A 23,899-nucleotide genomic window follows, 5' to 3' on the forward strand; every position below is an offset into this window, starting at 1 on the left:
AACCTTTCATCTTAGCACGAAGGAAGCGTTTTACAACCCCTATTTACCCCAGGTTTCTTCGCCGCCGACAGCGTTGCGAGCAATATTTCACCTCATCCCAACAGGTGGCCCATTTTTTGCGCCAAGTAAAGGGACGCTGACAAACCGGGCATACTTTCGTGGGAAGATTAGATTTAGAGCGATCGCGTCCCATGTTAATTTCCGTGCAGGATTTATCTTTAATGTTACGCAAAACGCGATGGAGGGAGAAAAGACAAGCAGAGAATCTTTTCACCGAATACAATTAAATCGCCGATGGGGTCAAGGTAGGATGAACCAGACAGCACTCAAACAAATTCGCATTGTACTCGTCGAACCGGCAGGGCCATTGAACGTGGGCGCGATCGCCCGGGTGATGAAAAACATGGGGTTGTCTCAGTTAGCGATCGTCAATCCCCAGTGCGACATTATGGCAGATGACGCCAAAAAAATGGCAGTTCATGCCCGAGAGATTTTAGAAACGGCGAGCATCGAAGCCGATTTACCCGCCGCCCTACAAGGATGCTTGCGCGCGATCGCCACCACCGGCAGAACCCGATCCTTGCCCACCAACTTTGAAACGCCGCGCCATGCCTTACCCTGGTTGCTCGAAGCCCCCTCCGCCCTCATTTTCGGGCGGGAAGACCGAGGATTGAGTAACGAGGAATTAAAATACGCCCAGAGATTCGTCCGCATTCCCTCCTGCGAGGAATATTCCTCCTTAAACTTAGCCCAAGCGGTAGCCGTTTGCTGTGCCGAACTGTATCAGAGTGCCATTGGCCCCGCCGTGGCGTCCCCAGAAGCGAGCGATCGCGCCGTTTCCGCAGAAACCGCCGTCCATCCCCCCGCCAGCCAAATCAGGGACAGCGCTTCTCTAGACGAGAGCGAGGGATATTACCAACACTTAGAAAAATTGTTATTAGAAATTGGGTATCTTTATCCCCATACCGCCGCCAGTCGGATGGAAAAATTCCGGCGCTTGTATAACCGCGCCCAGTTATCGAGCCAAGAAGTGGCAATGCTGCGCGGAATTTTGCGTCAAATCGAGTGGGCATTATCCCATCAAATTCGGAGTTAGTGATACGCTATTGATGCGTCCGATGATTTGTCCCCCGATGCTGCCGAAAAATTGCTGTGATGGTCAGGCATTTGGATTTTTCACCAGCATCCGGAAGGCATCCCGATGGCGATCGCGCCTGAGAAAGGGCGCAGGAAGTAAAAATTCCCAGGCGCAATATTCTGGCCATTGGCAAGCCGGAAGAATCGTAAATGATGCCTATGGTGGATAACCAGTGGTGTAGCCTACAACGCAATCAGTTAAAGAGGAGTGAGCAGTGGCTCAAAGGTTTCCAATTCGGTCATTTTTGTCGGTGGTGCCCTCAAAGTCCGGCCCGGGGGAACCCCCGAGAAAGCGGCAAAAACCCAAGGGTGCGGACAAGCGCAGAGGCAAAGCACGCCCAAACTTGAGAACTGCCCCCGGATCGGAGGAGCGATCGCCCGCCCGACGCCCGAGTAAGCGTATCGGTTCACCGCCGCGATCGGCACCGAATCGGGGATCGGTGCGGTCCAGACCCAGGGAAAACCGAGAAAACACCGGCAGACAAGGGGATGCCGAGACCAGACCCCAACCCACCTTGCTAGAGTTTAGCCAATCGCCGCCGCGATCGCCGCAATCCCCTCTTCCCAAAAATCCACCCATGTCCGGAATGGGCCGGTCCTCGGCATCTGCGCCCACCCCGCGCACCCCTAATCCGATCGATTTAATGTACCAACGGCACCGAGGAAGGATATCCGGCGATCCCCCGCCACCTCCACCGCCCACCTCCATGCCGATCGCACCGATGGGGGGCGAGAGTGCATCGACCCGCGCAATCCCAGCCGCGCGATCGCGTCGGCGATCGGCCAAACCCGCATCCGCCAAAACCTCGGGCAGTACCGCCGCATCCTCCAAACGCACCCCCAGACCAAGGAAAAGAAGCAAACCGCAATCGAACCGACAGGGCAAAAAAACCGCCCCCTTGGTGTATGGGGCGAGGTTGCTGATCCTGGGTGTGGGGTTAGGGGTACTCGCCGGTACCTTTTTCTCCGTGTGGAATCCCGCCAAAAACTTCACGGCGGATGCGTCGCGAATGGACAGCGAATCGGTAGAACAGCCCGACACTGCCGCGATCGCCCCAACGGGAGGATTGAGACCCGGCTTGCACCTCAGTTCCGAAATGAGCGCCTTAAAATCGCAAATCGAAACCTTAGTCGCAGAACAATCGGACCTGACCCCGGGAGTATTTGTGGTGGACTTGGATAGCAGCGCCTATTTGGATATCAACGGCACCATGCGGTTTTCGGCGGCGAGTACGATTAAGACGCCGATTTTGATTGCATTTTTCCAAGATATCGATGCCGGGAAAATTAGCCTCGACGAAACCCTGACGATGAAAGCGGAACATGTGGCTTCTGGATCTGGGGATATGCAGTACAGCGAACCGGGGACGCAGTACAGCGCCCTGGAAACGGCAATTAAAATGATTGCGATTAGTGACAATACCGCCACGAATATGCTCATCGAACGCCTGGGCGGTGCCGCTGCACTCAATCGGCGGTTTTTGTCCTGGGGGCTAACCGCCACCCAAATTTCCAATCCCCTCCCGGATCTGGAGGGTACCAATACCACCAGTCCGCGAGATTTGGTGCAGTTGATGGCAATGGTGGAGAAAGGAAAATTGGTGTCCCTGCGGAGTCGCGATCGCTTGTTGGGGATTATGGAATCCACGGTGAATGACGCTTTACTGCCCCAAGGACTCGATGCAGAAGCCACGATCGCCCACAAAACCGGCGATATTGGGTCCACGATCGCCGATGCGGGGTTAGTGGATATGCCCAATGGCAAGCGCTATTTAATCGCTATGTTGGTGCAGCGCCCCCACAATGACCCGAATGCAGAAGAGTTAATTCGGCAAGTGTCTGGGAAGGTGTATCAATCGTTAAGCGCAGAAGCGGTTTCCTCTCAGTTGCCTTAAGATCGAAACGCCGGGGACTTAAACTCCCCGGCGGCTGTTGCTCAAACTCCCACCCGATCGCCTTCCGGTTGTGCCATGCGATCGAGGGTTTTCCACACTTCTTGCATTAACCCATCGAGACCTTCTCCGGTGACGGCGGAAATGCGAAACAGGGGGGCGGGATTAAGCTGGTTTAAGTGAGAGGCGAGAGCTTCCACTTCAGCCGGGGAGCGATCGCAGGCATCCATTTTATTAAACGCGAGAATTTGCGGTCGTTGCGCCAAACCGCGTCCATACGCCTCCAACTCCTCCTGAATCATCTGATAATCCGAAATTGGGTCTGGGGCGGTGATGTCGATTAAGTGCAGCAGCACTCTAGTGCGCTCGATATGGCGTAAAAACTCGTGACCGAGACCCGCGCCGTGATGAGCGCCCTCGATCAACCCCGGAATATCTGCAAACACCGTGCCATCCCCGGTGGGGTTTCTCACCACACCTAAGTTAGGAACTAAAGTGGTGAAGGGATAGTCCGCGATTTTGGGTCGGGCGGCGGACAATGCGGCAATTAGGGTAGATTTGCCGGCGTTGGGTTTGCCGAGAATGCCCACCTCAGCCAGCAGTTTGAGTTCCAAGCGCAAAACTCGCCGCTCCCCTTCCAATCCGGGTAAGGCGTACTCTGGAGCGCGGTTGCTGTTGCTGAGGAAGTGTTTGTTCCCCAAACCGCCTTTCCCGCCTTTCGCCACCACTAACGTTTGCTCGGGTGCGATCAGGTCGCCGATAACCTCCGCCGTGGTGGCGTCATAAACCACGGTCCCCACCGGCACCTCCAGGATGCGATCGCTGCCATTCGCGCCCGTGCGATTGTTCGGACCGCCCCGGAAGCCATGTTCCGCCCTTATCTTGCGGTTGTATTTAAAATCCAGTAAGGTTTGCAGGTGTTCCACCGCCTGGAAAATCACGGATCCCCCGCGACCGCCATTACCCCCCGCCGGACCTCCAGCGGGCACGTATTTTTCCCGCCGGAAAGCCACAATTCCGTCACCCCCCTTACCGCCTTCGACTTCAATTTCAGCGCGATCGATAAATTGCATAGTTGTGTTTTACCTGTTGCTAATAGATAATTTTAAGCCGAAAAGGCGGCTGGCTGCCCGGTGCGGATCCCGAACCGGAAACGGAGTGGGGGTAGGGGAATCGAGATTAACAATAGGGGGTGACATCTTCACCGCAATCATCCGCCAAATAAGATAAAGCCCGGAAGCGCAGACCCACCAATTGCTCGTAGAGCGGGTTGAGGTGACAAAGGGGCGGAACATGGACCACCTTATGACCGAACAATTTGATATCGCGCTCGAAGGGGCACTGCGGCGGAATCATTTTGCACAAAAATCGAGCCAGTCTCGGATCGTGGATATCGAGATCGTCGAGCCAATGGCGCACCGGCGAGAGAACATCGATCTGATGCTTGTGGGCTTGGTGAGGGTCGATCGCCGCTCCCTCTCCCGCCACCGCCACCGCCTGGGGATCCACGCCATCCCCCGGTTGACCATCCCAGAGGGTATGGCGCAGGGCGTCTAGCACGTCGATATTGAGTCCTAACGCATCGCAAAAGTCGTGGATCTTGTCCGCTTCCGAGGCCGAATATACCCCATCCGCCACCGCCACCATCACCGCAGTTCGCAAGAAATTCTCGCCGATGAGTTCATCGGTGCCTAAAACCTCAGCCAAGGCTTGCGGTTCGATTTGTTCTAGAGACCCTAGATCTAAGGAGGGCGCTAACTCTTCTTGGGTAAGTTCTGCAATTAAATCTTTTTCTTCTCGATCGAAGTGTCCATCAGCCCAAGCAATCGTCAGCAGACCTCTCAGCCACACAGAAATCTGGTCGCTTGTTAAGGGAGATTTAACAACACCAGTCATAAAAATTAAACCTATTGAGTGGATGTGCTCAACTTTATGGTAACGCTTGCATCCGGTCTCGTGGTTGTCACAGCAGGCACAAAATCGGCATCGAAAGACCGGGGAAAAGGAGGCGTTTCCCCTTTGGCTTGAGGTGACATGAAAAAGGCTAGAAAATTAGAAGAGCGGATATCCCGCGTGGGTATCCGCTAAAAGAAAGGCGAAGCGCAGTGGCGTTAGCTGCTACCGGTAAATGCCACTTCAGGAAATTTATCCTGAGCCTTAGACATGGGAAGCTTTCTGCCTTCTTCTTGCCAATAGTTAATGACTTCAGTGGCTTTGTTGAGCAACTCAATGCGCTCACTCTCGGAAATCCAATGCTTCGCTTCCATTTCATCCTTCAGTTGTTCCCAGGCATCGTTCCGAGGCCAGAAGAAGTATTGAGTCAAAGGGCTGGTGCCTTTGCCTACAACTTGGTCAACCGCGATCGCAACGTTATCCTCTAACCAGAGAACTTTTAAAATGAACTTTGACAATCACACCTCCAGAAATCAGTATGGACCGATTCTCATCTAAGTACAGCACTTTATTGTAACGCAGAACTGGCCCAGATTACCAGAGCAATGCAAAATAATTTCGACTTTGGGGTAAATTGGGAGGGAGCGAGTCAGGAGCGGCGATCGCAGTGCCAGCCGTTCTCGGGATTGCCCCACAGGCTTTACCCCCTCGCGGACGGACAATTGTAGCCGAAGTGGCACGGGATGCAAAGAACATGGTCAAAACAGCCAAGGCGATCGCGGTGTTTGATATTGATGGAGTCGTGCGGGATGTGAGTGGATCCTACCGCAGGGCGATCGCCGATACCGTAGAGCAGTTTAGCGATCGCGCCTATCGACCCTCATCTGCAGACATCGACGCCCTGAAATCCGAAGGCATCTGGAACAACGACTGGGAAGCCTCGCGAGAATTAGTGTATCGCTACTTCGAGACCCAGGGCAAACCGCGATCGCAACTCAACCTCGACTACGATCGCCTCGTCGCCTTTTTTCAATCGCGCTATCGCGGCCCAGACCCCAATACCATGACTGGCTACATTTGTCAAGAGCCATTACTCATGCAACCCGCCTATCTGGAAAATTTAACCCGCGCCGGGATACCCTGGGGCTTTTTCAGTGGTGCCATGCGCGCCGAAGCCGCCTATGTCCTAGAAGGGGGATTGGGCATCCGCGAACCGGTGGTGGTGGCGATGGAAGATGCCCCCGGAAAACCCGACCCCACCGGCTTGCTCGCCACCGTGGCCCTGCTAGAAACCCGCAATGGGTGTCCCCCAGAAATCCCGGTGGTTTACATCGGCGATACCGTGGCGGATTTGTACACCGTGGAGAAAGCCAAACAACAGCAGCCCTCCCGCACCTGGATCGGCGTCGGCGTATTGCCCCCCCACGTGGGAGAAACCCCCGCCCGTCGCGACGCCTACAGCAACACCCTCAAACAAGCCGGCGCGGCTGTGGTTTTGGGCAACGTGCAAGAACTCACCCCTGCTTTAATTCAAGAATTGATAACGCCCTAGGGGGAATAGAGAATAGAGAATAGAGAATAGAGAATAGAGAATAGAGAATAGAGAATGAGAGATGATATCACTCGATGTTGAGAAAGCGATCCAAAGCGGAGACCATTGCGGGGGGCCAGCGGCGGACTTGCGCCACCCACTCGATATCTTTGTAGCGCGGATCCAGGCCAACCGCCGAAACCCAGTTACTTTCCGCTTCGCCGCGTCTTCCTTTCTCCCATAGTGCCGCCGTCAGCGCCGCCCGGACATCGGCAAACTTGGGATATTTTCGCAATAAAGAACGCATGGTGCGAATCGAGGCATCGGTTTCGCCCAGTTGATACAGAGCCAGGGCGTAGTTCGCGCGAGCAAACGAATATTGCGGGGCGAGTTCGGTTGCTTTTTGGTAGTCAGCGAGGGCAGCTTCCCATTGTTGCAAGCCAGCTTTAGCATTGCCTCGGTTGTTATAGGCGGCGGCATCCTCCGGGTCGATTTCCAAAACCTGGTTATAGTCGGCGATCGCCTCCTCCCAGCGTTCCAAGCGTTCCAGAGCCGTACCGCGATTGAGATAGGGATCCGGGGCATAGGGAGCCAATTCGATCGCTTTATTATAGTCGGCGATCGCCTCAGAAATCTTGTTTTGGCTGACTTTCACATTTCCCAGATTGCTCCAAATTGCCGGATTTTCTGGCAGTTTCTCAATCATTTCCGTCAAATACGCTTCTGCCTGGTCATAGGAGCCGGCATTGGTCGCACTGAAGGCACGGCGCGAGAGGTCCTCCAGGTGGGACAACTCCTCCGCCGTCAGCTCCTGGCCCGTTTTGGCAGCCGCCACGGCGTCAGCAGGAGCCACCGGTGCCAGCCACAGGGCGAGGCTGACAAAACAGAGGCACGCTACAGTCAGGAGTCTGCGAAAGGTCAACGGTTCAGAAGTTCTGTGCAATTGAAAATCGTCCTCAATCGGGGGTGAACGGTCATTCCCTGGGATAGGGTGTGGGAAAATCTATTTTAACGTGGATTGCGTAAGCCCCTGAAGGTTAATTCCTTGCTTAAAAGCGTAATGATAACTGTTCCGGCGGGGAAGAGTAACCCAAGTGCTGCCAAGCGGCGGTGGTGGCGACGCGACCGCGCGGGGTGCGATTCAAATAGCCAATTTGCAATAGATAAGGTTCGTAAACTTCTTCGATAGTTTGAGAATCTTCCCCCGTCGCGGCGGCGATCGTCTCCAAGCCCACCGGGCCGCCATTAAAATTTTCAATCATCACGCTGAGCAAACGGCGGTCGGTCCAATCCAAGCCGCAAGGATCCACGTTAAACAATTCTAGAGCATCCCTAGCCACCGCAGCGGTAATTTCGCCACATTCTTTCACTTGGGCATAGTCGCGCACCCGTTTGAGCAGTCGGTTAGCGATTCGGGGGGTTGCGCGAGACCGACGGGCAATTTCCGCCGCGCCATCGTCAGACACCTGAGTTTTCAGGATTTGCGCCGATCGCCGGACAATTTCGCACAGTTCCTCCACCTCGTAAAAGCGCAACCGTTGAATCAAACCAAAGCGATCGCGCAAGGGGGAACTCAGATGTCCGATGCGGGTGGTTGCGCCCACCAAGGTAAATCGCTGCAGGGGAATGCTGCGGGTGCGGGCACTAGATCCTTTGCCGATCGTAATATCAACCCGGTAATCCTCCATCGCCGGATAAAGAATCTCCTCCGTCATCCGACTCAGGCGATGGATTTCGTCAATGAACAAAACATCCCCCGGTTGCAGATTTACCAGCAACCCCACGATATCGCGCGGACGTTCCAACGCCGGGGCGGAAGTAATCTTGCACCCCACCTGCATCTCGGCGGCTAAAATCAGCGCCATCGTGGTTTTGCCCAGTCCCGGCGGCCCATAGAGCAATAAATGATCCAGGGCTTCCTGGCGGGATTGAGCCGCTTTAATCGCGATATCGAGCAGCTCTTTCAGGTCTTTTTGCCCGATGTAGTCCGCCAGTCGCTGCGGTCGGATGGAGTCTTCTTGTTGCGGGTCAAGTTGTTCTGCAGGGGTTTGGGAAGCCGCCAGTACCGAGGGTTCCGAGGTGCGATACGCGGCGCTTTTCTCCGCCGCTTTGCGCGATCGCTTCGGTTCCTCCGGCTGTTGGTGGGAGGAGATAATTGCCATGAGTCCCTATCTCGAAGTTGCGTTTCCTACAATCCTAGCCGCTTTTTCGGCGCAAAACATTGCTACAGTTTTGGGGGGTGGGGGGCGATCGCGGGTGCAGCGGGAATGGTGGGGAACCGGAGGTGGGGGGTCTCGGCGATAAACGGCGCAATATTGTACCATGTTTTAAATGCTGTTTGTGGGGGTTGAGTGATGAAAAACGCGATTGAGGTTCCGGAGGGAGTGAGTTTTCAAGAGGCGATCGCCCTGACCCAATCGTTTCTGTCGCAACTGGCATCCGGTCAGATTTCCCCGAAGGAGACAGAAGCGTTTGTGGCCACATTGGTGGGGAGCAAAGATGGAGTGCGGGGCTTTTTCGTGGCCTATCTCACCGACGATCGCCCGTTCGCCGACAATCCGACCCGCGAGGTAGTGCAGGGGTTGCGCTCAACTCCGGAAACCATCGGCGAGGTGTTGGTGAAAAATGTAGCCATGTCAGCGGCGATGGTGGTGCATCACCGCCGCGAGGACAACGAGGAAATGGCTAAACAATCCGAACGAGTGCGCGATCGCAGCATTGGGTTAATTCGCCATTTGAACTTGCCTCAGTTGCGAGAAATCGCCGTCTCCTTGCGAGACAGTACCCGGGGGGAAGGCGGGGAATACGAGACATTTCTCCAGCGCTGGGGCTACGATGGAGAACAACGTCAAGCAATGGCGATCGCCTTATCCGCCGCGATCGACGCGCCCCACAAATCGCCCTCGCCGGATTATGATTGATAAAACGTAAAGACAACTTTACTTTAAACCGCCGTTCATTCAGGGGATGCAATTCTACCATCGTGACCATCGGAACTTTACGGATAAATTACCCTTCACCGGGTCAAATAAGTGACCGCCTTGAAGGATTTTATTTCATTCAAGACGGAATATTCTAGCCGCAGAATTATTGTCTCTGCGGAATTTTATGTGTGTGTGTGTGTAGGTAGTGGACGAGGACGTGAAAATTGGTCAGATCCATAAAAGGAGCCTTTTGCAAGGCCAATCGAGTTCATGCAGCGGCGATGGACAACGAGCAATGGTTGGTCAAACTCAACCTGCTCAAAATATTAGTTCAAAGAGACTTAGAAGCGCGGTATAAAGGGTCGATTATCGGCAACTTATGGCCATTGCTCAATCAGCTTTCCCAACTGCTGATTTACACCTATGTGTTTTCGATTATTTTAAAAGTGAAGCTGCCCGCCAGCGGATTGCCGGAAAATAACTTTAGCTTTGGGCTGTGGCTGTTTGCCGGATTATTGCCGTGGATTGCCTTTACCAACGGATTTATCCAAGCGGCAAACTCCGTGGTGGGGCAGCCGAATTTAGTGAAAAAAGTGGTATTTCCCCTCACCTTGCTGCCCTTAGTGCCGGTACTTTCCTCCTTCATCGAGAGTACCTTTGGCTTGATGGCAGCGATCGTGTTATTGGCGATTTCTTCCGATACGTTACACCCCACCTTATTGCTGTTGCCATGCGTGTGGGTGACGCAGCTTTTGTTAACTGCCGGATTTGGGTATTTAGTGGCGGGATTTACCGTATTTTTGCGCGACATTCCCCAAACCCAGTCCGTGGTATTGAACTTGTGGTTTTATTTAACGCCGATTTGCTATCCGGCGACGGTGATTCCGGAACAGTGGCGAGAATGGGTGTTTTGGTGCAATCCTTTAGCCGCGATCGCCGAAGTTTACCGCGATTTGCTATTAGTCGGAGAACTGCGGCACCTAGGAGAATGGGCAGTTGCCACGGCCATTTCTGCGGTAATTTTCTCTCTCGGGATTTGGTCGTACCGCAAACTCCGTCCAGCCTTTGCTGACGTCATTTAATCCTGCTGCTCCCACACACCTTTGTCAATTCTTCGCCGTTTTTACAGCAGCAATCTAATGGGTGAAATTGCAATTTCGCTAAACAATGTCTCCAAATGCTTTAAGCGCTATCGTCATCCGGTCGATCGCTTAAAAGAAATTCTCCTCCCCGGAAAAGTCAGAGCCGATGAATTCTGGGCATTGAGCCACATCAACCTCGAGCTTCCCAAAGGCAAAACCCTGGGAATTGTCGGGCGCAACGGGTCTGGAAAAAGTACCCTGTTGCAAATCATTGTCGGCACCCTCGCCCCCACCGAAGGGCAAGTGAATGTCAAAGGCAGAATTTCCGCCTTGTTAGAACTCGGAAGTGGCTTTAATCCGGAATTTACCGGACGCCAAAACGTCTTTTTCAACGGTCAGTTACTCGGGTTAAGCCAAAGCGAAATCGAAGACAAATTCGATGAAATTGTCGCCTTTGCCGATATCGGCGATTTTCTCGACCAACCGGTGAAAACCTATTCTAGCGGGATGTTCGTGCGGTTAGCCTTTGCCGTGGCCACCAGCGTGGATCCCGATATTCTCGTGGTGGATGAAGCGCTTTCCGTGGGGGATGAAGCCTTCCAGCGCAAGTGTTTTGCCCGCATCGAAACCATTCAAGAACGCGGCGGCACCATCTTATTTGTTTCCCACGCCGCCGCAATGGTGGTGGAATTATGCGACTCGGCAATTTTAATGCACGATGGGGAATTACTCCTCTATCATACCCCGAAAACCGTGGTAGATAAATATCAAAAATTGATTTATGCTCCCCCAGGAAAAGTCGAGAAACTCTGCGAAAATATTCGTCAGCTCAATCGGGATAAAGGGCAAGAATCCGTGGCAACAGAACTGGCGAAACTGAGCGCCAATTCCAGCGTCCCCCCAGCAGCAAAATGGCCCGGCGTGGAACAAGCGGCTCGCGCTTTTTTCGATGAAGATTTGCAGCCGAAAAATACCATTCATTACGAATCGCGCGGCGCAGAAATTATCGACCCGCATATTCTTACCTTGGGGGATAAAAAAGTCAATTATTTGGTAGGACGACACGAATATGTCTATACCTACACGGTGGAGTTTTTCGAGTCTGCCACTCAAGTACGCTTTGGCATGTTAATCAAGACCATTAGCGGTTTAGACCTAGGCGGCGCATCCTATCCCTTTTCCGAAAAACCGATGCAGCGGGTTGAAGCGGGGAGGAAAGTGGTGGTTAAATTTAGGTTTAAATGTTTGCTAAATCCGGGCGTGTACTTTTTAAATGCCGGGGTTTCGGGTATTGTAAATGGAGATTTCACCTATATGGCCCGCTGTATCGACGTGGCCATGTTTAAAGTGCAACAGGAAGGCAACTTATCCGCTACTGGAACCGTAGACTTACTGGTAAAACCCAGTGTCGCCCTGGTGGAAAGCGAAGCTGACCCGAAACCGAAACAAATCGAGTTGATTTAAGGCGAAATCCCACCGTTAACCCCCATTCACTCACTGACAACGTCCACTATGTCCCTGCCTCTGATTGTAACCGGAATGCACCGTTCGGGAACTTCCCTAACGGCGTCATTGATTCAAGCGATTGGTGTTGATTTCGGGGAAAACCTCTTGCCCGGAGATTGTTTTAATGCGAAAGGTTACTTCGAGGATGTGGATTTTCTCGAATTTCAGCGATCGCGCTTGCAAGAAAGTTGTCCTCCCGGGGATCCAGGATGGCCCGACTGGGGGTGGACCGAAAGCGAAACCCTCGATCGCGATCGATTTAATTCCCATATCCACACCGCCAAAGCGATTGTTTCTCAACGCGATCGCGCCAGCATTTGGGGATGGAAAGACCCCCGCACCTCCCTGATGCTGGATTTTTGGCATCACTTGCTTCCCGAGGCGCGATATGTCTTCGTCTATCGTCTCCCGTGGGATGTGGTAGACTCTATCATCCGCCTGAATAGCACCATTTTCTCCCAACGCCCGGACTATGCTATCCGAAGTTGGGCGTACTACAATCGTCAGATTTTAGCCTTTTATCGCCAATATCCAGAACGCTGCCTTTTATTGAACGTAAATTCGGTTTTGCAACAGCCTAATCGACTGGTGGAACTGTTAAAAACAAAGCTGGGTTTACCCCTTTCCGAAAACGTTAATCCCGCGCACTTGCAAGAAATCTACGACCCGCATTTGTTTAAGCAGTTAGAGGACAATCATCCCTTAGTGCAGTTTTTGCAAAATCCCGCATTTCCCTATCTTTCTTTGCTCCAACAATTAGATAGCATCGCCGACATTCCGAGTCAATTCTCTGCATCGCCGCAGCCAAATTCCGCGCCACCCCTCGAACTGTTTCCCCTGATGCTGCATCATCGCGCCTTACAAGCTCACAGTCAGCTCGAAAGTCTCTCCCAATTGCAACAAGACAAACGCGCCCTACAAGCCCAAAACCAGCAGTTAACCGCAGAAATTAACAACATCAAAAGCTCGAAACTGGGGAAAGTGCAGCAAACCTGGGTCAAAATAAAAGGATGGCTGATTCGTCAGGGATTATCCCGCTTACTCGGTAAAACGACAGATGCGCGATCGCAGTTCGTACCGCCGACGGGCGATCGGGTGAATCTACGCTAAAACAGGAGAATTATAGATGTCTGAAGTGAAGGATGTGGCGGTATCAGTGGTTATCCCCTGTTACAATCAGGGGCAATTTATTTTAGAGGCGATCGCCAGCGTGGAAAGCTGTCAAGATGACTGCTACGAAATCGTTATCGTCAACGATGGTTCCACCGACCCCGCCACGGTGAAGGTTTTAACCTACTTAAAAGAAAAAGGGTATCGCGTCATCGACCAGAACAACCAAGGACTCGCCGCCGCGCGCAACCGGGGCATTAAAGAGGCAAAAGGTCGCTATATTTTGCCCCTAGATGCCGATAATAAAATTTCCCCCAATTACATCACCAAAGGCAGAGAAATTTTAGAGGAAATGCCAGAAGTGGGAGTGGTGTATGGCGATAGCGAATTGTTTGGCGAAAAAACGGGAGTTTTAGAAATTCCGGAATTTGACATCAATCGCATTCTGGCGGGGAATTATATTGACGCTTGTGCCCTGTTTCGCAAAACCGTTTGGGTGGATTGTGGCGGGTATGATTCCCACATTCCTCAGCAACTTGGCTATGAAGATTGGGATTTTTGGCTGGGGGCTGCCGCAAAAGGGTGGAGATTTTATCACATTCCCGAGGTATTATTTCACTATCGGTTTCGCTGGGACTCGATGGTAAGTGGTTGCAATCAACCGGAAAATCGCCAAGAATTATTTCGCTATATTTGCAGCAAACATATTGGGTTGTATGCCACGAATTTCGCCCATATTTTAGCGCAAAAAGAAAGCGAGCGATTGCAGGAGGAGAAAAACTGTCGAAAGCTGGAAAAGCAGCAGGAAAAACTCGAAATTGAATTAGAGATTGCCCGATCGCACCTGCGCGAAACCGAGGCGCAACTGCAGGCGCGGATAGCGCAAGTGGAAGACTGCGAGGTACAGATTGAGGAGTTAAAACAACCGCAAACGGAAGGGGAAGAGTATGAAGAGCAACTAGAAGAATCGCAACACCAAGTGCAACAGTTGCAAACCGAAATCGAGCAACTGCATTTGCAAATCGCGCAAAATCAAGCGGATTTGCAAGCGCAAGAAGCCAACGTTAAAGCCCGACTCGAAGACCAAGAACGGGAACATTTAGCCCAGCAAGACAATCGCGAACAAAATTTCCAGCAAACCTTACAGGAAACTTTACAAAAAACGCAGAACGAGTGGCAAACAAAACTGGAAGAACAAGCGCGATCGGCACAAAACCAACTGCAGGAAACCGGCGATCGCTTTGAGCGATCGATAGCTCAATTGCAAGCGCAACTCCAGCAGGCGAAAGCGGAACTCGACGCCGCCCACATGACCATCGCCGCCATGCACAGCAGTAAATTTTGGAAATTGCGGACGCAGTGGTTTAAGCTAAAAAAAGCCTTCGGATTGACGAAGGAACAAGTCTAACCCTGTGCCATAGTTTTCCACCGCGCGCGCCGCATTGCACCGCACCAACCCAATTAGTTAGCGTGACCCAAATTCCCAGCGACTTGATAGGTTAAACCGCGAATGCTAAACAATCCTCTGTCTCGCACTCGAGAGCAACTGTCTCGCATCCAACGCTTATCCAAGCGTTCTTACGAAATCGTCACCAACAAAGGCGTGCGGTATGCACTGTCTCGACTGTTCCGGAAACTGTATTTCAAGCTCGATGAAACCCCCTTACCCAGTCAAGGGGCACCGGAAGTGGTTCATCCCTTCCAGGAGTATCATTATTGGTTGAGTCAGAACTCTGCCAGATCGGTTGATTTGCGTCAAAAAAGAGCAACGGTGCCGATTTTTTCCCATAAACCGGTGATTAGCATATTGATGCCGGTTTATAACCCGCCGGAAGCCTATTTGCGAATAGCGATCGAGTCCGTTTTCGATAGCGTTTATCCCTACTGGGAATTATGCATTGCCGATGACGCTTCCACGGCGGAGTATGTCAAACCTTTGTTAAAAGAGTATGCCGAAAAAGATACGCGCGTGAAAGTGGTATTTCGCGAGCAAAACGGTCATATTTCTGCCGCATCGAATTCCGCTTTAGAATTGGCAACCGGAGAATTTGTGGCGTTGCTGGATCACGATGATTGCCTCAACGCCGATGCGTTGTATGAAATGGCGCTGATGCTGAATTTGCATCCCGATGCGGATATGATTTATTCCGATGAAGATAAAATTGACGAGAGCAATACCCTGAGGGATCCGTTTTTTAAGCCCGATTGGTGTCCCGACTCATTTCTCTCGCGGATGTACACCTGCCATTTGGGAATTTATCGGCGATCGCTCGTCAATGACATCGGCGGATTTCGCATCGGATATGAAGGGTCGCAAGACTACGATTTAGTGTTGCGACTCACGGAAAAAACCGATCGCATTTACCACATTCCCAAAGTATTGTATCACTGGCGCATCCACCCGCAATCCACCGCCAGCGAATTAGAAAGCAAAAACTACGCCACCGATGCAGCGTATCGCGCCCTTTGCGATGCCCTAGAACGACGCGGCGAACCGGGAAAAGTCACCCCCACGGAGGGCGGACATTGGATTATTCGCTACCAGATCCGCGACTATCGCCGGGTGACGGTGATTATTCCCACGAAAAATTTAGGTCGCATTCTCAATACCTGCCTGACTTCGATTTTTGAAAAAACCACCTATCCCAACTATGAAGTGTTGCTAATCGATAATGGGAGTACCGAACCGGAAACGTTAGAAATTATTGACAAGTGGAAAACGAAAGAACCCGATCGCTTTCGCTGCGAACGGTACGAGGTGCCGTTTAATTTCTCGAAAATTAATAACTATGCAGCGAGCAAAGCCAGCGGGGATTATCTGCTGTTTTTGAATAACGATACGGAAGTGGTTAATCCCGACTGGATGACCGCAATGGTGGAACAAGTGCAACGACCGGCGATCGGGGCCGTGGGCGGTTTATTGCTTTATCCCGACGATACGGTACAACATGCGGGGGTTGTGATTGGTTTGGGCGGGGTTGCCGGTCACAGTCACAAGCATTTTCCCGCCCATGTTCCGGGGTATTACTATCAGTTGAAAACCACAAACAATTATTCTGCCGTGACCGCCGCTTGTTTGATGTGTCGCCGCGAAGTGTTTGAAGAAGTGGGCGGATTGGAGGAAGAAAATCTGGCGATCGCGTTTAATGATGTGGATTTATGCCTGAAAATGGTGGCGAAAGGCTATCGCAATATTTACTTACCCCATGTGGTGTTATATCACTACGAATCGAAAAGTCGCGGATTTGAAGATACGCCGGAAAAAATTGCCCGATTTGCCAAAGAAATCGAGTACATGCGGGAGAAATGGAAGGAGATTATCGATCGCGACCCTTGTTATAGTCCTAATTTGACCAAAGACAGAGAGGACTATAGCATTAACATATAGGTAAACCGCCATGCTGAAAAACATGCTGAAAAAACTCAATCCCTTCCTTAACGGGAAGGTGATTCAAGCCAAACGGGCGATATGGTGTCAGGGTAGCATAGAATCGCGATCGCCATTGCACCAAACACTGGCCAACTGCTACATCAAGGGGAATGGCATCGAAATTGGGGCGTTGCATTCCCCTTTAGAAGTGCCGCCAGAGGTTACGGTGCGGTACCTGGATCGAATGACGGTGGAAGAATTGCGGCAGCAATATCCAGAATTGGAGCGAATGGATTTCGTTCCTGTGGATATCATTGAGGATGGTGAAACCCTGGTTTCAATTCCCGATGAATCGGTTGATTTTGTGATTGCCAGACACACTATCGAACACTATGAAAATCCCATCGGTAGCTTGAAAAGTTTATTGCGGGTTTTGAGAAAGGATGGAATTTTGTACTTAGCCGTTCCGGATAAACGTTACACCTTTGACCGCGATCGCCCAGTCACTTCGTTAGAACACATCATCCGCGATTACACCGATGGCCCAGAGTGGTCCAGATATTCTCATTTTGAGGAATACGTGCGCTTGGTGGATAAAGTCCCGGAACAAAACCTCTGCGGTCATGTGCAATCTTTAATGGATATGAATTATAGCATTCATTTTCACGTGTGGACGCCCACTGCTTTTTTAGAACTGCTGTTCTATTGTCGCCAACAACTAAACTTCCCTTTAGAAATCGAATTGTTTCAAAGAAATGACACAGAATTTATCGTGATTGTCAAAAAAACGGCCAAGGATTGAGGCCAATTATTTCGGGAACTCTCCGAGGACAAGCGAACTTTTTTCAGGGTTAAAGAATTGCTGTTTGGGTGAAAATACGGAGAAGTCTCAAATGTGAACCCCCCGGTGGCATTGCCTTGGGGGGTTCTGAGATGGGAATTTAATCCTATTTCGGTATGGGAAAATACAGATTCTTGTCACATTTGGGCTACAGGTGCGATCGCCCTTGTTAGAAACCCACGCAATAAGCTAAAGTAAATCAACTTTTGCAACGTCAAAATTCCTGGTGGTGTGATGGATCCAATTTATATTTTAGGCGGGGGTCCTGCAGGACTCGCCGCCGCCTATACCTTAAGCAAACTCGGTCAACCCGTGGTGGTTGTCGAACGAGATTCCCAAGTAGGAGGATTAGCAAAAAGCTTTGAACGAGAAGGGTTTATTCTCGACTTTGGCCCCCACCGCTTCTACACCAAACTCGCCCCGGTGCTCAAACTCTGGGATGAAGTGCTCGGGTCCGAACAAGTCACCGTCAATCGCCTCACCCGAATTTATTACGGCAATAAATATTTTAGCTATCCGCTCAAAGCGCGCGAAGTGCTGCTTACCCTAGGCATTGGAGAAAATCTGCGGATTCTTTTATCTTATCTGTGGGCGCGGATTTATCCCAACAAAAACCCGGAAAACTTTGCCGAATGGGTGACAGCAAAATTCGGACGGCGACTGTTTGAAATGTTCTTTCAAGGATATACGGAAAAACTCTGGGGAATTCCTTGCGAAGAGATTAGTGCCGATTGGGCGGCGCAGCGGATTAAAGGATTATCTCTCTCGAAAGCGATTCGCAATGCCATTTTAGGCAACGATGGCAAAGTCAAAAACATGATCGATCGCTTTCAGTACCCCAAGTATGGTTCCGGGCAGCTTTATGACAAAATCGCCGACCATCTACAGCAAAACAACCAAACCCTGCTGCTGAATACCGAAGTCACTCAAATTCATCACACCCAGGGCAAAGTTACCCAAATTACCTTAAAAAATCGCCAAACCGGAGAAAAAGAAACCGTCAACTGTGGCGGCGTGATTTCCTCTATTCCAATTACCGTTTTTCTCCAGCAACTTCAAAGTCCGCCCAGCGATCGCATCTTAAACCACGCCAAATCCCTGAAATTTCGCAACACCATTCTCGTTTACTTAATCGTCGAAAGCGGCAATTTATTTCCCGATAACTGGCTTTACATTCACGAACCGCGTGTAGACCTCGGACGAGTCACCAACTTTGCCAACTGGTCTTCCCACATGCTGCCAAACAGCCACCAAACCCCCTTATGCTGCGAATATTGGTGCAATTTCGACGAACCGCTTTGGCAACAAGATGAAGCGGAACTCCTGGAAAAAGCCGAACGAGAATTGCGAACCATTGGTCTGCTGCATAACGAGAAAGTCTCCGGCGGATTTGTGGTGCGACTTCCGCGCACCTATCCCATCTATGCGGGCAACTACAAAATCGCCCTCGCCGAAATTCAAGAGTATCTGCAGTCCTTTAAAAACTTGCAGCTAGTGGGTCGCTATGGTGCGTTTAAATACAACAACCAAGACCACAGTTTGTTGATGGGAATTTTAGCGGCAGAAAATGCAGTTACGCCCGGAAAACACGATTTGTGGTCGGTGAATAGCGATAGCGAATATGTAGAAGAAGCGAGTGCCGAGGCGAAAACCACCGCCGCCGAAATCACCGACGTCTCCCGTCGCCGCCAAGTGGTACAAGTGATGCAACAATTTGTCCGCTATCTGTTTACAGGTGGCGCAGCAACGGTGGTAGATGTGATGGTTTTTGCCATTTTAACGCAATCGGGGTTGTGGTACGTTTCGGCGTTGTGTATCAGTTATTTCCTCGGCTTAAGCGCGAATTTCTGGCTCTCCCGTCGCTTTGTATTTGGCATTTATTGGAAAAATTGGTTCGTGCAGTATGCGGTGTTTGCCACCGTGGCGCTCAACAGTCTTTTGGCTAACCTGGGTCTGCTACAATTGCTGATCGATGAGGTGGGTTTGGAAGCAACCACCGCAAGGCTGATTAGTGCCGCTTGCGTTGCCCTTCTCAGTTTTACGGGTCATAAGTTATACTCTTTCTCGGCACTCAAAGAGGCCGAATTTCAGCGCGAAAATGGCATCAACAATGGATAAAGTGAAGTGGGTAATGGGCGACACCGTTCCATTACCCTTTTCTTCAGGGTTCGGAGGGGGATTGTTTTGAGGAACCCATTCTGGTAATCTAGTCAGATAGCATTGTTCATTACCGATCCGGCGAACGGCTATATCTGGTTTGGCAATATCAAACCAGTGAGGCTACGTCATTGCCGCAATTTGACGCTCGCCTGGATTTATTTTTTCCTATAATTTCTCTCTTAATCGTCATTTTATATCCGTATGTCAGACCCAAAGGATAACTCCACACCCAATGTAGCGGCGGTGTTTTGCATTGCCTTAATTTGTTGGCTGGTATTGGTGCCAGTGGTTAATCAAATTTACCTTCCGCTTGGCGAAAATGCCACGGGTGCAATTTCGGTGGCTACACTGGAGAATACCAGTCCTTACACGGATTACCTGAAGTATTTTATCCTGCTATTCGTGCCGCCTTTGGTGGGCGCGATCGCCCTGGTAATTAACCCCAAATGGGTGGATGGGTTTTTCGGAGTTTTACAAAAGGCGATCGCTCACCCATTCTTTTTAATTCCCGTCACCGCACTCCTCATTCTATCCTGGACGATTAACAAACATCTTTTTGGCTTGCAAGCACCATTGCTCGATTCCTTCCACGAAGGCGAGTTTCTGGGGTTTTTGCCCAATTTTACCGCCTTAGAAAATCCCTTTGCGAACACGGTGTTTGTGCATGGGTTTGGGTTGAATGTGTTCCCGAGTTTACTCGCTCATACCCTAGGATATTCCAATACCTTAATTGCTAAAACCCGGTTGTTTGTTATCGGATTGCGGATAGTTTCTACCTTGGGGTGGTTTTGGGTTTTATGGGAAATTACGCAGTGCGTTCGGTTTAAGAAACAATCTAACCTGCTATTTTTCCTGGGAGTTAGTCTGCTGTTTGCTTTTTTGGAAGGCATCTTTTTTTACGTGGATGAAACCCGCTCCTCATTTTTTGTTATTCAGTTTGCACTGATGTTGCGTTTTTTTAGAGTGGGGGATTATAAACCAATACAGGGTAAAGTATTACCGATTATCGTTGGGTTTTCTATTCCGCTAAGCTTTCTTTACGTATATGATAGAGCGATTTATTTTCTGGGGATTTATCTGAGCGCGGTTGTGTTAAGCTTTGGGTTGGAAAAGCGGGTGAGAAAGCGGTGGTTAGCTGGATCGGTTCTGGGAATTGGAACTGCCTTGATTTTACTCGCGATCCTGTTGGGTTTCCAGGGTCTAGGGGCGATAGGGTGGCAAATTCTCTACTGGGGTAAATATGGCCGTTATATCTCTTTTCGTCCCCTCCCTCCGTTGGAAATGACATTCGACTCCCAGTGGTTTTGGATGTCGATGTTGATTCAAACTTCAGTGCTGGTTTATCTGGCGATCGCGTTGAAAAAAACACAATTCCACCTGCGGTCGTTTATTCAGAAACACTTTCTCACCCTTTTGTTATTATCTGCTGCTTGCATCTACATGCGGAGTGCCCTCGATCGCAGCGATATCGGTCATGCAGGACACAGTGCCCTTGTCAGTTTTTTGCTGCTATTTTATCTGAGTTTACGCGGGGTGCGAAAGTATTTAGACGATACGGTGCAAATCCCCAATGAAACCCGGGGATTTATTCGGCTCAGTTTTGGGGTTATCATGCTCGTTTTGCTCGCATCAGAACCGAATTTTGCCCCGGAAAAAGCTTGGGAAAAAGTCGCCGTAACCTCTCAGGCGATCGCCACCGCAGATGAGAAAATCGTGCAACCGGATTACTTGGAAGCAGTGAATGCCCTCCAACCAGAAATTGACAAGCAGTCCTGCTTTTATACCCTAACCTCTGAGGGACTTTGGTACTCCCTGTTCGATAAACCCTCTTGCTCGAAATTTAGCTATACCTATTATTCCAAACCCACCAGCGCTCAAAAAATCGTGGTGCGCGAACTAAAACAGACTCAACCGGATATCATTTTATTGACCAATAACATGTGGTCGAATACCATTGATGGGATTCCTACCTCGGATTCGGTGTCCCAGATTTATCAATACATTCTGCAAGAATATCAGCCCTATCGGTTAGTCCAATCCCATTGGTTTTGGAAGCGGCGCGATCGCGACTATCGTTTGGCAACCAGTAACACCATTCAGGGGGTTTTAGATAATATACCCGAGACGGAAATCTGGAAAGGACAAACCATTGCTATTTCCGGATGGGCCATTTTGCCACAACAAAATAAACCGCCAGATGCCGTTTTTCTCAGCTACGGATCGGATAATAAATTGATTGCTGTAGACCCAGTGAATACCCCCAGACCCGATGTTGCCCTTGCCTTATCCAATCCAAATTACACAAACTCTGGATGGAAACTGCGAATTCCCACCACAGTTTTACCCTCGGGCAAGACGGTTTTGAAAGTTTGGGGTTATGATGCCCAAAGCCAAGAACTCATTCAAATCGGAGACGAGATTTCCTTGAATGTGTTACCCTATCCTTCCGTTCCCCAACGATCCAGAAACAAATGGATACGTTGACCTTCAAACCTAGCAAATCACCTGACCCCTTCATCTTCCCTTTCGACCAAATTTTCTGAATTGTCCCGGAATTGGGTCGCAACTGAAGTGGAGGGTGAGGGTTGGCGATCGCATCCAACAGAATTTCCCGCTGGTGGAAAACCAGCAACTGGCAACATCAAACTTCCCCAGAATATCTTCCCCTAAATTTTCTGCAAATATGGGGCAAAATAAGGTTTGGAATTATTAGCTCTATCTCTCATCCATGCCAGACTTTCTGATTATCGGCACCCAAAAAGGCGGGACGACTTCGCTTTATCACTACCTCACCCAACACCCGCAAATTATTCCCGCCGCGCAAAAAGAAATTCACTTTTTCGACCTCAACTTTCAGCGGGGACTTGACTGGTATAACGCGCAATTTCCCTCCGTGACTCCCGGGGAAACTCTCACCGGAGAAGCGAGTCCGTATTATCTCTTTCATCCCCTAACGCCGAAACGGGTCAAAGCGCTATTTCCCGAGATAAAACTCATCGTATTGTTGAGAAATCCAGTGACGCGAAGTTGGTCTCATTACAATCACGAAGTTCGCTTGGGGTTCGAGTCCCTGTCGTTTGCAGAAGCGATCGCTAGCGAACCGGCGCGACTGGCAGGAGAAGTGCAAAAAATGCTGGCTGACGAGAACTATTATAGCTACAATCATCAGCATTACACCTATTTGTCCCGGGGAATTTATCTCGAACAGCTCAAACGCTGGATGGAACTGTTCCCGCGCGATCGCTTCTTAATCCTTACCAGCGAGGACTTTTATCGTCACCCGGCGCAGACAGTGGCGCAAACCCTGGCATTTTTAGGATTGCCCCCAGCACAACTCGGCGACTATCCCCGATACAATGCAGGGGAGTACCGGGAGAACATCCCCGACGCAATGCGAAGACAGTTACAGGACTATTTTATGCCGCACAATCAGGCATTAACGGAACATTTGAAGATAAAATTTGACTGGTATTAGGGGAGAGAGGACTTCCGCGATCGCCGGAGTTGTAGGATGGGCATTATTGCCCACCGTACCTCTATATCGAGAGTCATTAGGGGTCAATTACGTAACTCTTAAAAGACGATAACCTCGCCTTCGGGTGGCAAGGTTATGCTCTCCACCCGAAAAAGAAGGTTTTGCCGTTCAGTATCTAGAGATCGACCCGATGGAAAATGCAAAAGAGGGAATTGATTATGAAGGCACCTGGGATGCTTATGCCACCGCATGGCATAATATTCATCCGGGACTCGAACACATTGGCGATGAGTGGATCGGTCAACGGGCGGGGGCGGCCCAATCCCTAGAGGAATATGAAGCCCTCATCAAAGAGCGGTTTATTCAGCCCTACCTGCGTCCAGAACATGTGGTGTTAGAAATTGGCGTGGGCGGGGGCAAAACCGGGGCGCTGTTGCTCGATCGCTGTAGGCAGCTTATTTGTGCCGATATTTCGAGTAAAATGCTAGAAGCAACCCAGTCGCGGTTGGGCAGCGATCGCGTCAGCTACGTCAAACTCGATGGTCTATCATTAAACCCCATCGAACCGGGATCCGCTGATGTCTGTTTCTGTTACGATACGATGGTGCATTTGGAACCGAGAGATATTTTTAATTACTTAACCCAAATTCCCGCGCTTTTGCGGGGCGATCGCCTCTGTATCTTTCACCATAGTAACGTCCTGAGTGACTTAGGATGGCAGAAATTTCTCGGGGAATGGCAGGTCAACTTAATGGGGAAAAGACATGGTTCCGCTTTCTCCGTAATGACCGATAATATTATGGAAAAATTCCTCAGTCATCTTAACTATCGGATCATCTTAAAAGATACCACCACCGTACCCCGCGATTGCGTCTGGGTCTGTCAAGCGCCAGAGTCTCTGCAAACCTAACACAGAAAACCTTCTGTTTTTGCCTGAATTTTTCCTGCTGATTTCATTTCTCATTTTGACTGGTTCTC

General features: G+C 50.5%; 23 protein-coding genes. 16 read left to right on the plus strand and 7 right to left on the minus strand.

Translation table 11 applies throughout. The annotated features are described in order from the left end of the window. Positions 1-43: 43 nt before the first annotated feature. Entirely contained in the window at positions 44-232 is a 189-nt protein-coding gene (locus tag AC0QH1_RS23555; RefSeq protein ID WP_442957360.1) for a DUF2256 domain-containing protein, read from the minus strand. A gap of 78 nt (positions 233-310) precedes the next feature. On the opposite strand from AC0QH1_RS23555, the gene AC0QH1_RS23560 reads away from it, so the two are divergent. Both AC0QH1_RS23560 and AC0QH1_RS23565 read left to right on the plus strand, forming a co-directional pair. Continuing rightward, a complete protein-coding gene (locus AC0QH1_RS23560) occupies positions 311-1,096 on the plus strand; it encodes an RNA methyltransferase (protein WP_324633816.1) in 786 nt (261 codons plus the stop codon). Positions 1,097-1,109: 13 nt separating this feature from the next. Then, positions 1,110-1,307, plus strand: a complete 198-nt coding sequence (locus tag AC0QH1_RS23565; protein WP_324633817.1) for a hypothetical protein — start codon at positions 1,110-1,112, stop codon at positions 1,305-1,307. A gap of 50 nt (positions 1,308-1,357) precedes the next feature. Here the strand turns inward: AC0QH1_RS23565 and AC0QH1_RS23570 are convergent, their stop codons facing one another. Further along, a complete protein-coding gene (locus AC0QH1_RS23570; protein ID WP_324633818.1) occupies positions 1,358-1,975 on the minus strand; it encodes a hypothetical protein in 618 nt (205 codons plus the stop codon). A gap of 64 nt (positions 1,976-2,039) precedes the next feature. On the opposite strand from AC0QH1_RS23570, the gene AC0QH1_RS23575 reads away from it, so the two are divergent. Then, positions 2,040-3,032, plus strand: coding sequence for a serine hydrolase (locus AC0QH1_RS23575; RefSeq protein ID WP_324633820.1), 993 nt, complete (start codon positions 2,040-2,042; stop codon positions 3,030-3,032). Positions 3,033-3,073: 41 nt separating this feature from the next. On the opposite strand, the gene obgE is transcribed toward AC0QH1_RS23575, so the two are convergent. The 3 genes from obgE to AC0QH1_RS23590 form a co-directional block, all read right to left on the minus strand. After that, positions 3,074-4,102, minus strand: a complete 1,029-nt coding sequence (obgE, locus tag AC0QH1_RS23580; RefSeq protein ID WP_324633821.1) for a GTPase ObgE — start codon at positions 4,100-4,102, stop codon at positions 3,074-3,076. A 106-nt stretch (positions 4,103-4,208) separates the two neighbouring features. Then, the gene (locus tag AC0QH1_RS23585) at positions 4,209-4,925 is read right to left on the minus strand and encodes a Mo-dependent nitrogenase C-terminal domain-containing protein (protein WP_324633822.1); all 717 of its coding nucleotides are present in this window, start codon (positions 4,923-4,925) and stop codon (positions 4,209-4,211) included. Positions 4,926-5,140: 215 nt separating this feature from the next. Further along, on the minus strand, positions 5,141-5,440 hold the full coding sequence (locus tag AC0QH1_RS23590) for a 30S ribosomal protein PSRP-3 (protein WP_324633823.1): 300 nt from the start codon (positions 5,438-5,440) through the stop codon (positions 5,141-5,143). Between the two features lie 236 nt (positions 5,441-5,676). Here AC0QH1_RS23590 and AC0QH1_RS23595 point away from each other — a divergent pair, with 236 nt between their 5' ends. Further along, on the plus strand, positions 5,677-6,474 hold the full coding sequence (locus tag AC0QH1_RS23595) for a TIGR01548 family HAD-type hydrolase (protein WP_324633851.1): 798 nt from the start codon (positions 5,677-5,679) through the stop codon (positions 6,472-6,474). Positions 6,475-6,541: 67 nt separating this feature from the next. Here AC0QH1_RS23595 and AC0QH1_RS23600 read toward each other — a convergent pair whose 3' ends face one another. Then, positions 6,542-7,396 carry a tetratricopeptide repeat protein gene (locus AC0QH1_RS23600; protein WP_442957361.1) on the minus strand — a complete coding sequence of 285 codons (855 nt, stop codon included), beginning with the start codon at positions 7,394-7,396 and terminating at the stop codon, positions 6,542-6,544. A gap of 106 nt (positions 7,397-7,502) precedes the next feature. Further along, the gene (gene ruvB, locus AC0QH1_RS23605; protein ID WP_324633824.1) at positions 7,503-8,615 is read right to left on the minus strand and encodes a Holliday junction branch migration DNA helicase RuvB; all 1,113 of its coding nucleotides are present in this window, start codon (positions 8,613-8,615) and stop codon (positions 7,503-7,505) included. On the opposite strand from ruvB, the gene AC0QH1_RS23610 reads away from it, so the two are divergent. From AC0QH1_RS23610 to AC0QH1_RS23665, 12 genes are all read left to right on the plus strand, one after another. Further along, a complete protein-coding gene (locus AC0QH1_RS23610) occupies positions 8,614-8,757 on the plus strand; it encodes a hypothetical protein (RefSeq protein WP_324633825.1) in 144 nt (47 codons plus the stop codon). The two genes, ruvB and AC0QH1_RS23610, sit on opposite strands and share 2 nt — an antisense overlap. Before the next feature lie 50 nt (positions 8,758-8,807). Then, positions 8,808-9,374: a hypothetical protein gene (locus tag AC0QH1_RS23615; protein ID WP_324633826.1), complete on the plus strand. Its 567-nt coding sequence runs from the start codon at positions 8,808-8,810 to the stop codon at positions 9,372-9,374. A 284-nt stretch (positions 9,375-9,658) separates the two neighbouring features. Beyond that, positions 9,659-10,459: an ABC transporter permease gene (locus AC0QH1_RS23620; protein ID WP_324633853.1), complete on the plus strand. Its 801-nt coding sequence runs from the start codon at positions 9,659-9,661 to the stop codon at positions 10,457-10,459. A gap of 57 nt (positions 10,460-10,516) precedes the next feature. Next, positions 10,517-11,923 carry an ABC transporter ATP-binding protein gene (locus AC0QH1_RS23625; protein WP_324633827.1) on the plus strand — a complete coding sequence of 469 codons (1,407 nt, stop codon included), beginning with the start codon at positions 10,517-10,519 and terminating at the stop codon, positions 11,921-11,923. A 48-nt stretch (positions 11,924-11,971) separates the two neighbouring features. Beyond that, the gene (locus AC0QH1_RS23630) at positions 11,972-13,075 is read left to right on the plus strand and encodes a sulfotransferase family protein (protein WP_324633828.1); all 1,104 of its coding nucleotides are present in this window, start codon (positions 11,972-11,974) and stop codon (positions 13,073-13,075) included. A gap of 16 nt (positions 13,076-13,091) precedes the next feature. After that, positions 13,092-14,483: a glycosyltransferase family 2 protein gene (locus AC0QH1_RS23635; protein WP_324633829.1), complete on the plus strand. Its 1,392-nt coding sequence runs from the start codon at positions 13,092-13,094 to the stop codon at positions 14,481-14,483. A 102-nt stretch (positions 14,484-14,585) separates the two neighbouring features. Next, positions 14,586-16,463 (plus strand): glycosyltransferase family 2 protein, encoded by a 1,878-nt coding sequence (locus AC0QH1_RS23640; protein ID WP_324633830.1) that lies wholly within the window; start codon positions 14,586-14,588, stop codon positions 16,461-16,463. Between the two features lie 10 nt (positions 16,464-16,473). Then, on the plus strand, positions 16,474-17,247 hold the full coding sequence (locus AC0QH1_RS23645) for a methyltransferase domain-containing protein (protein ID WP_324633831.1): 774 nt from the start codon (positions 16,474-16,476) through the stop codon (positions 17,245-17,247). Between the two features lie 273 nt (positions 17,248-17,520). Next, complete coding sequence (locus AC0QH1_RS23650) at positions 17,521-19,404, plus strand: GtrA family protein (protein ID WP_324633832.1); 1,884 nt, start codon at positions 17,521-17,523, stop codon at positions 19,402-19,404. A 243-nt stretch (positions 19,405-19,647) separates the two neighbouring features. Then, the gene (locus AC0QH1_RS23655; protein ID WP_324633833.1) at positions 19,648-21,930 is read left to right on the plus strand and encodes a hypothetical protein; all 2,283 of its coding nucleotides are present in this window, start codon (positions 19,648-19,650) and stop codon (positions 21,928-21,930) included. Positions 21,931-22,174: 244 nt separating this feature from the next. Further along, positions 22,175-22,921 carry a sulfotransferase domain-containing protein gene (locus tag AC0QH1_RS23660; RefSeq protein ID WP_324633834.1) on the plus strand — a complete coding sequence of 249 codons (747 nt, stop codon included), beginning with the start codon at positions 22,175-22,177 and terminating at the stop codon, positions 22,919-22,921. 190 nt (positions 22,922-23,111) lie between these two features. Next, complete coding sequence (locus AC0QH1_RS23665) at positions 23,112-23,831, plus strand: class I SAM-dependent methyltransferase (protein ID WP_324633835.1); 720 nt, start codon at positions 23,112-23,114, stop codon at positions 23,829-23,831. The last annotated feature ends 68 nt before the right edge of the window (positions 23,832-23,899 follow it).

The sequence above is a fragment of the Phormidium sp. CCY1219 genome, from assembly GCF_055795085.1.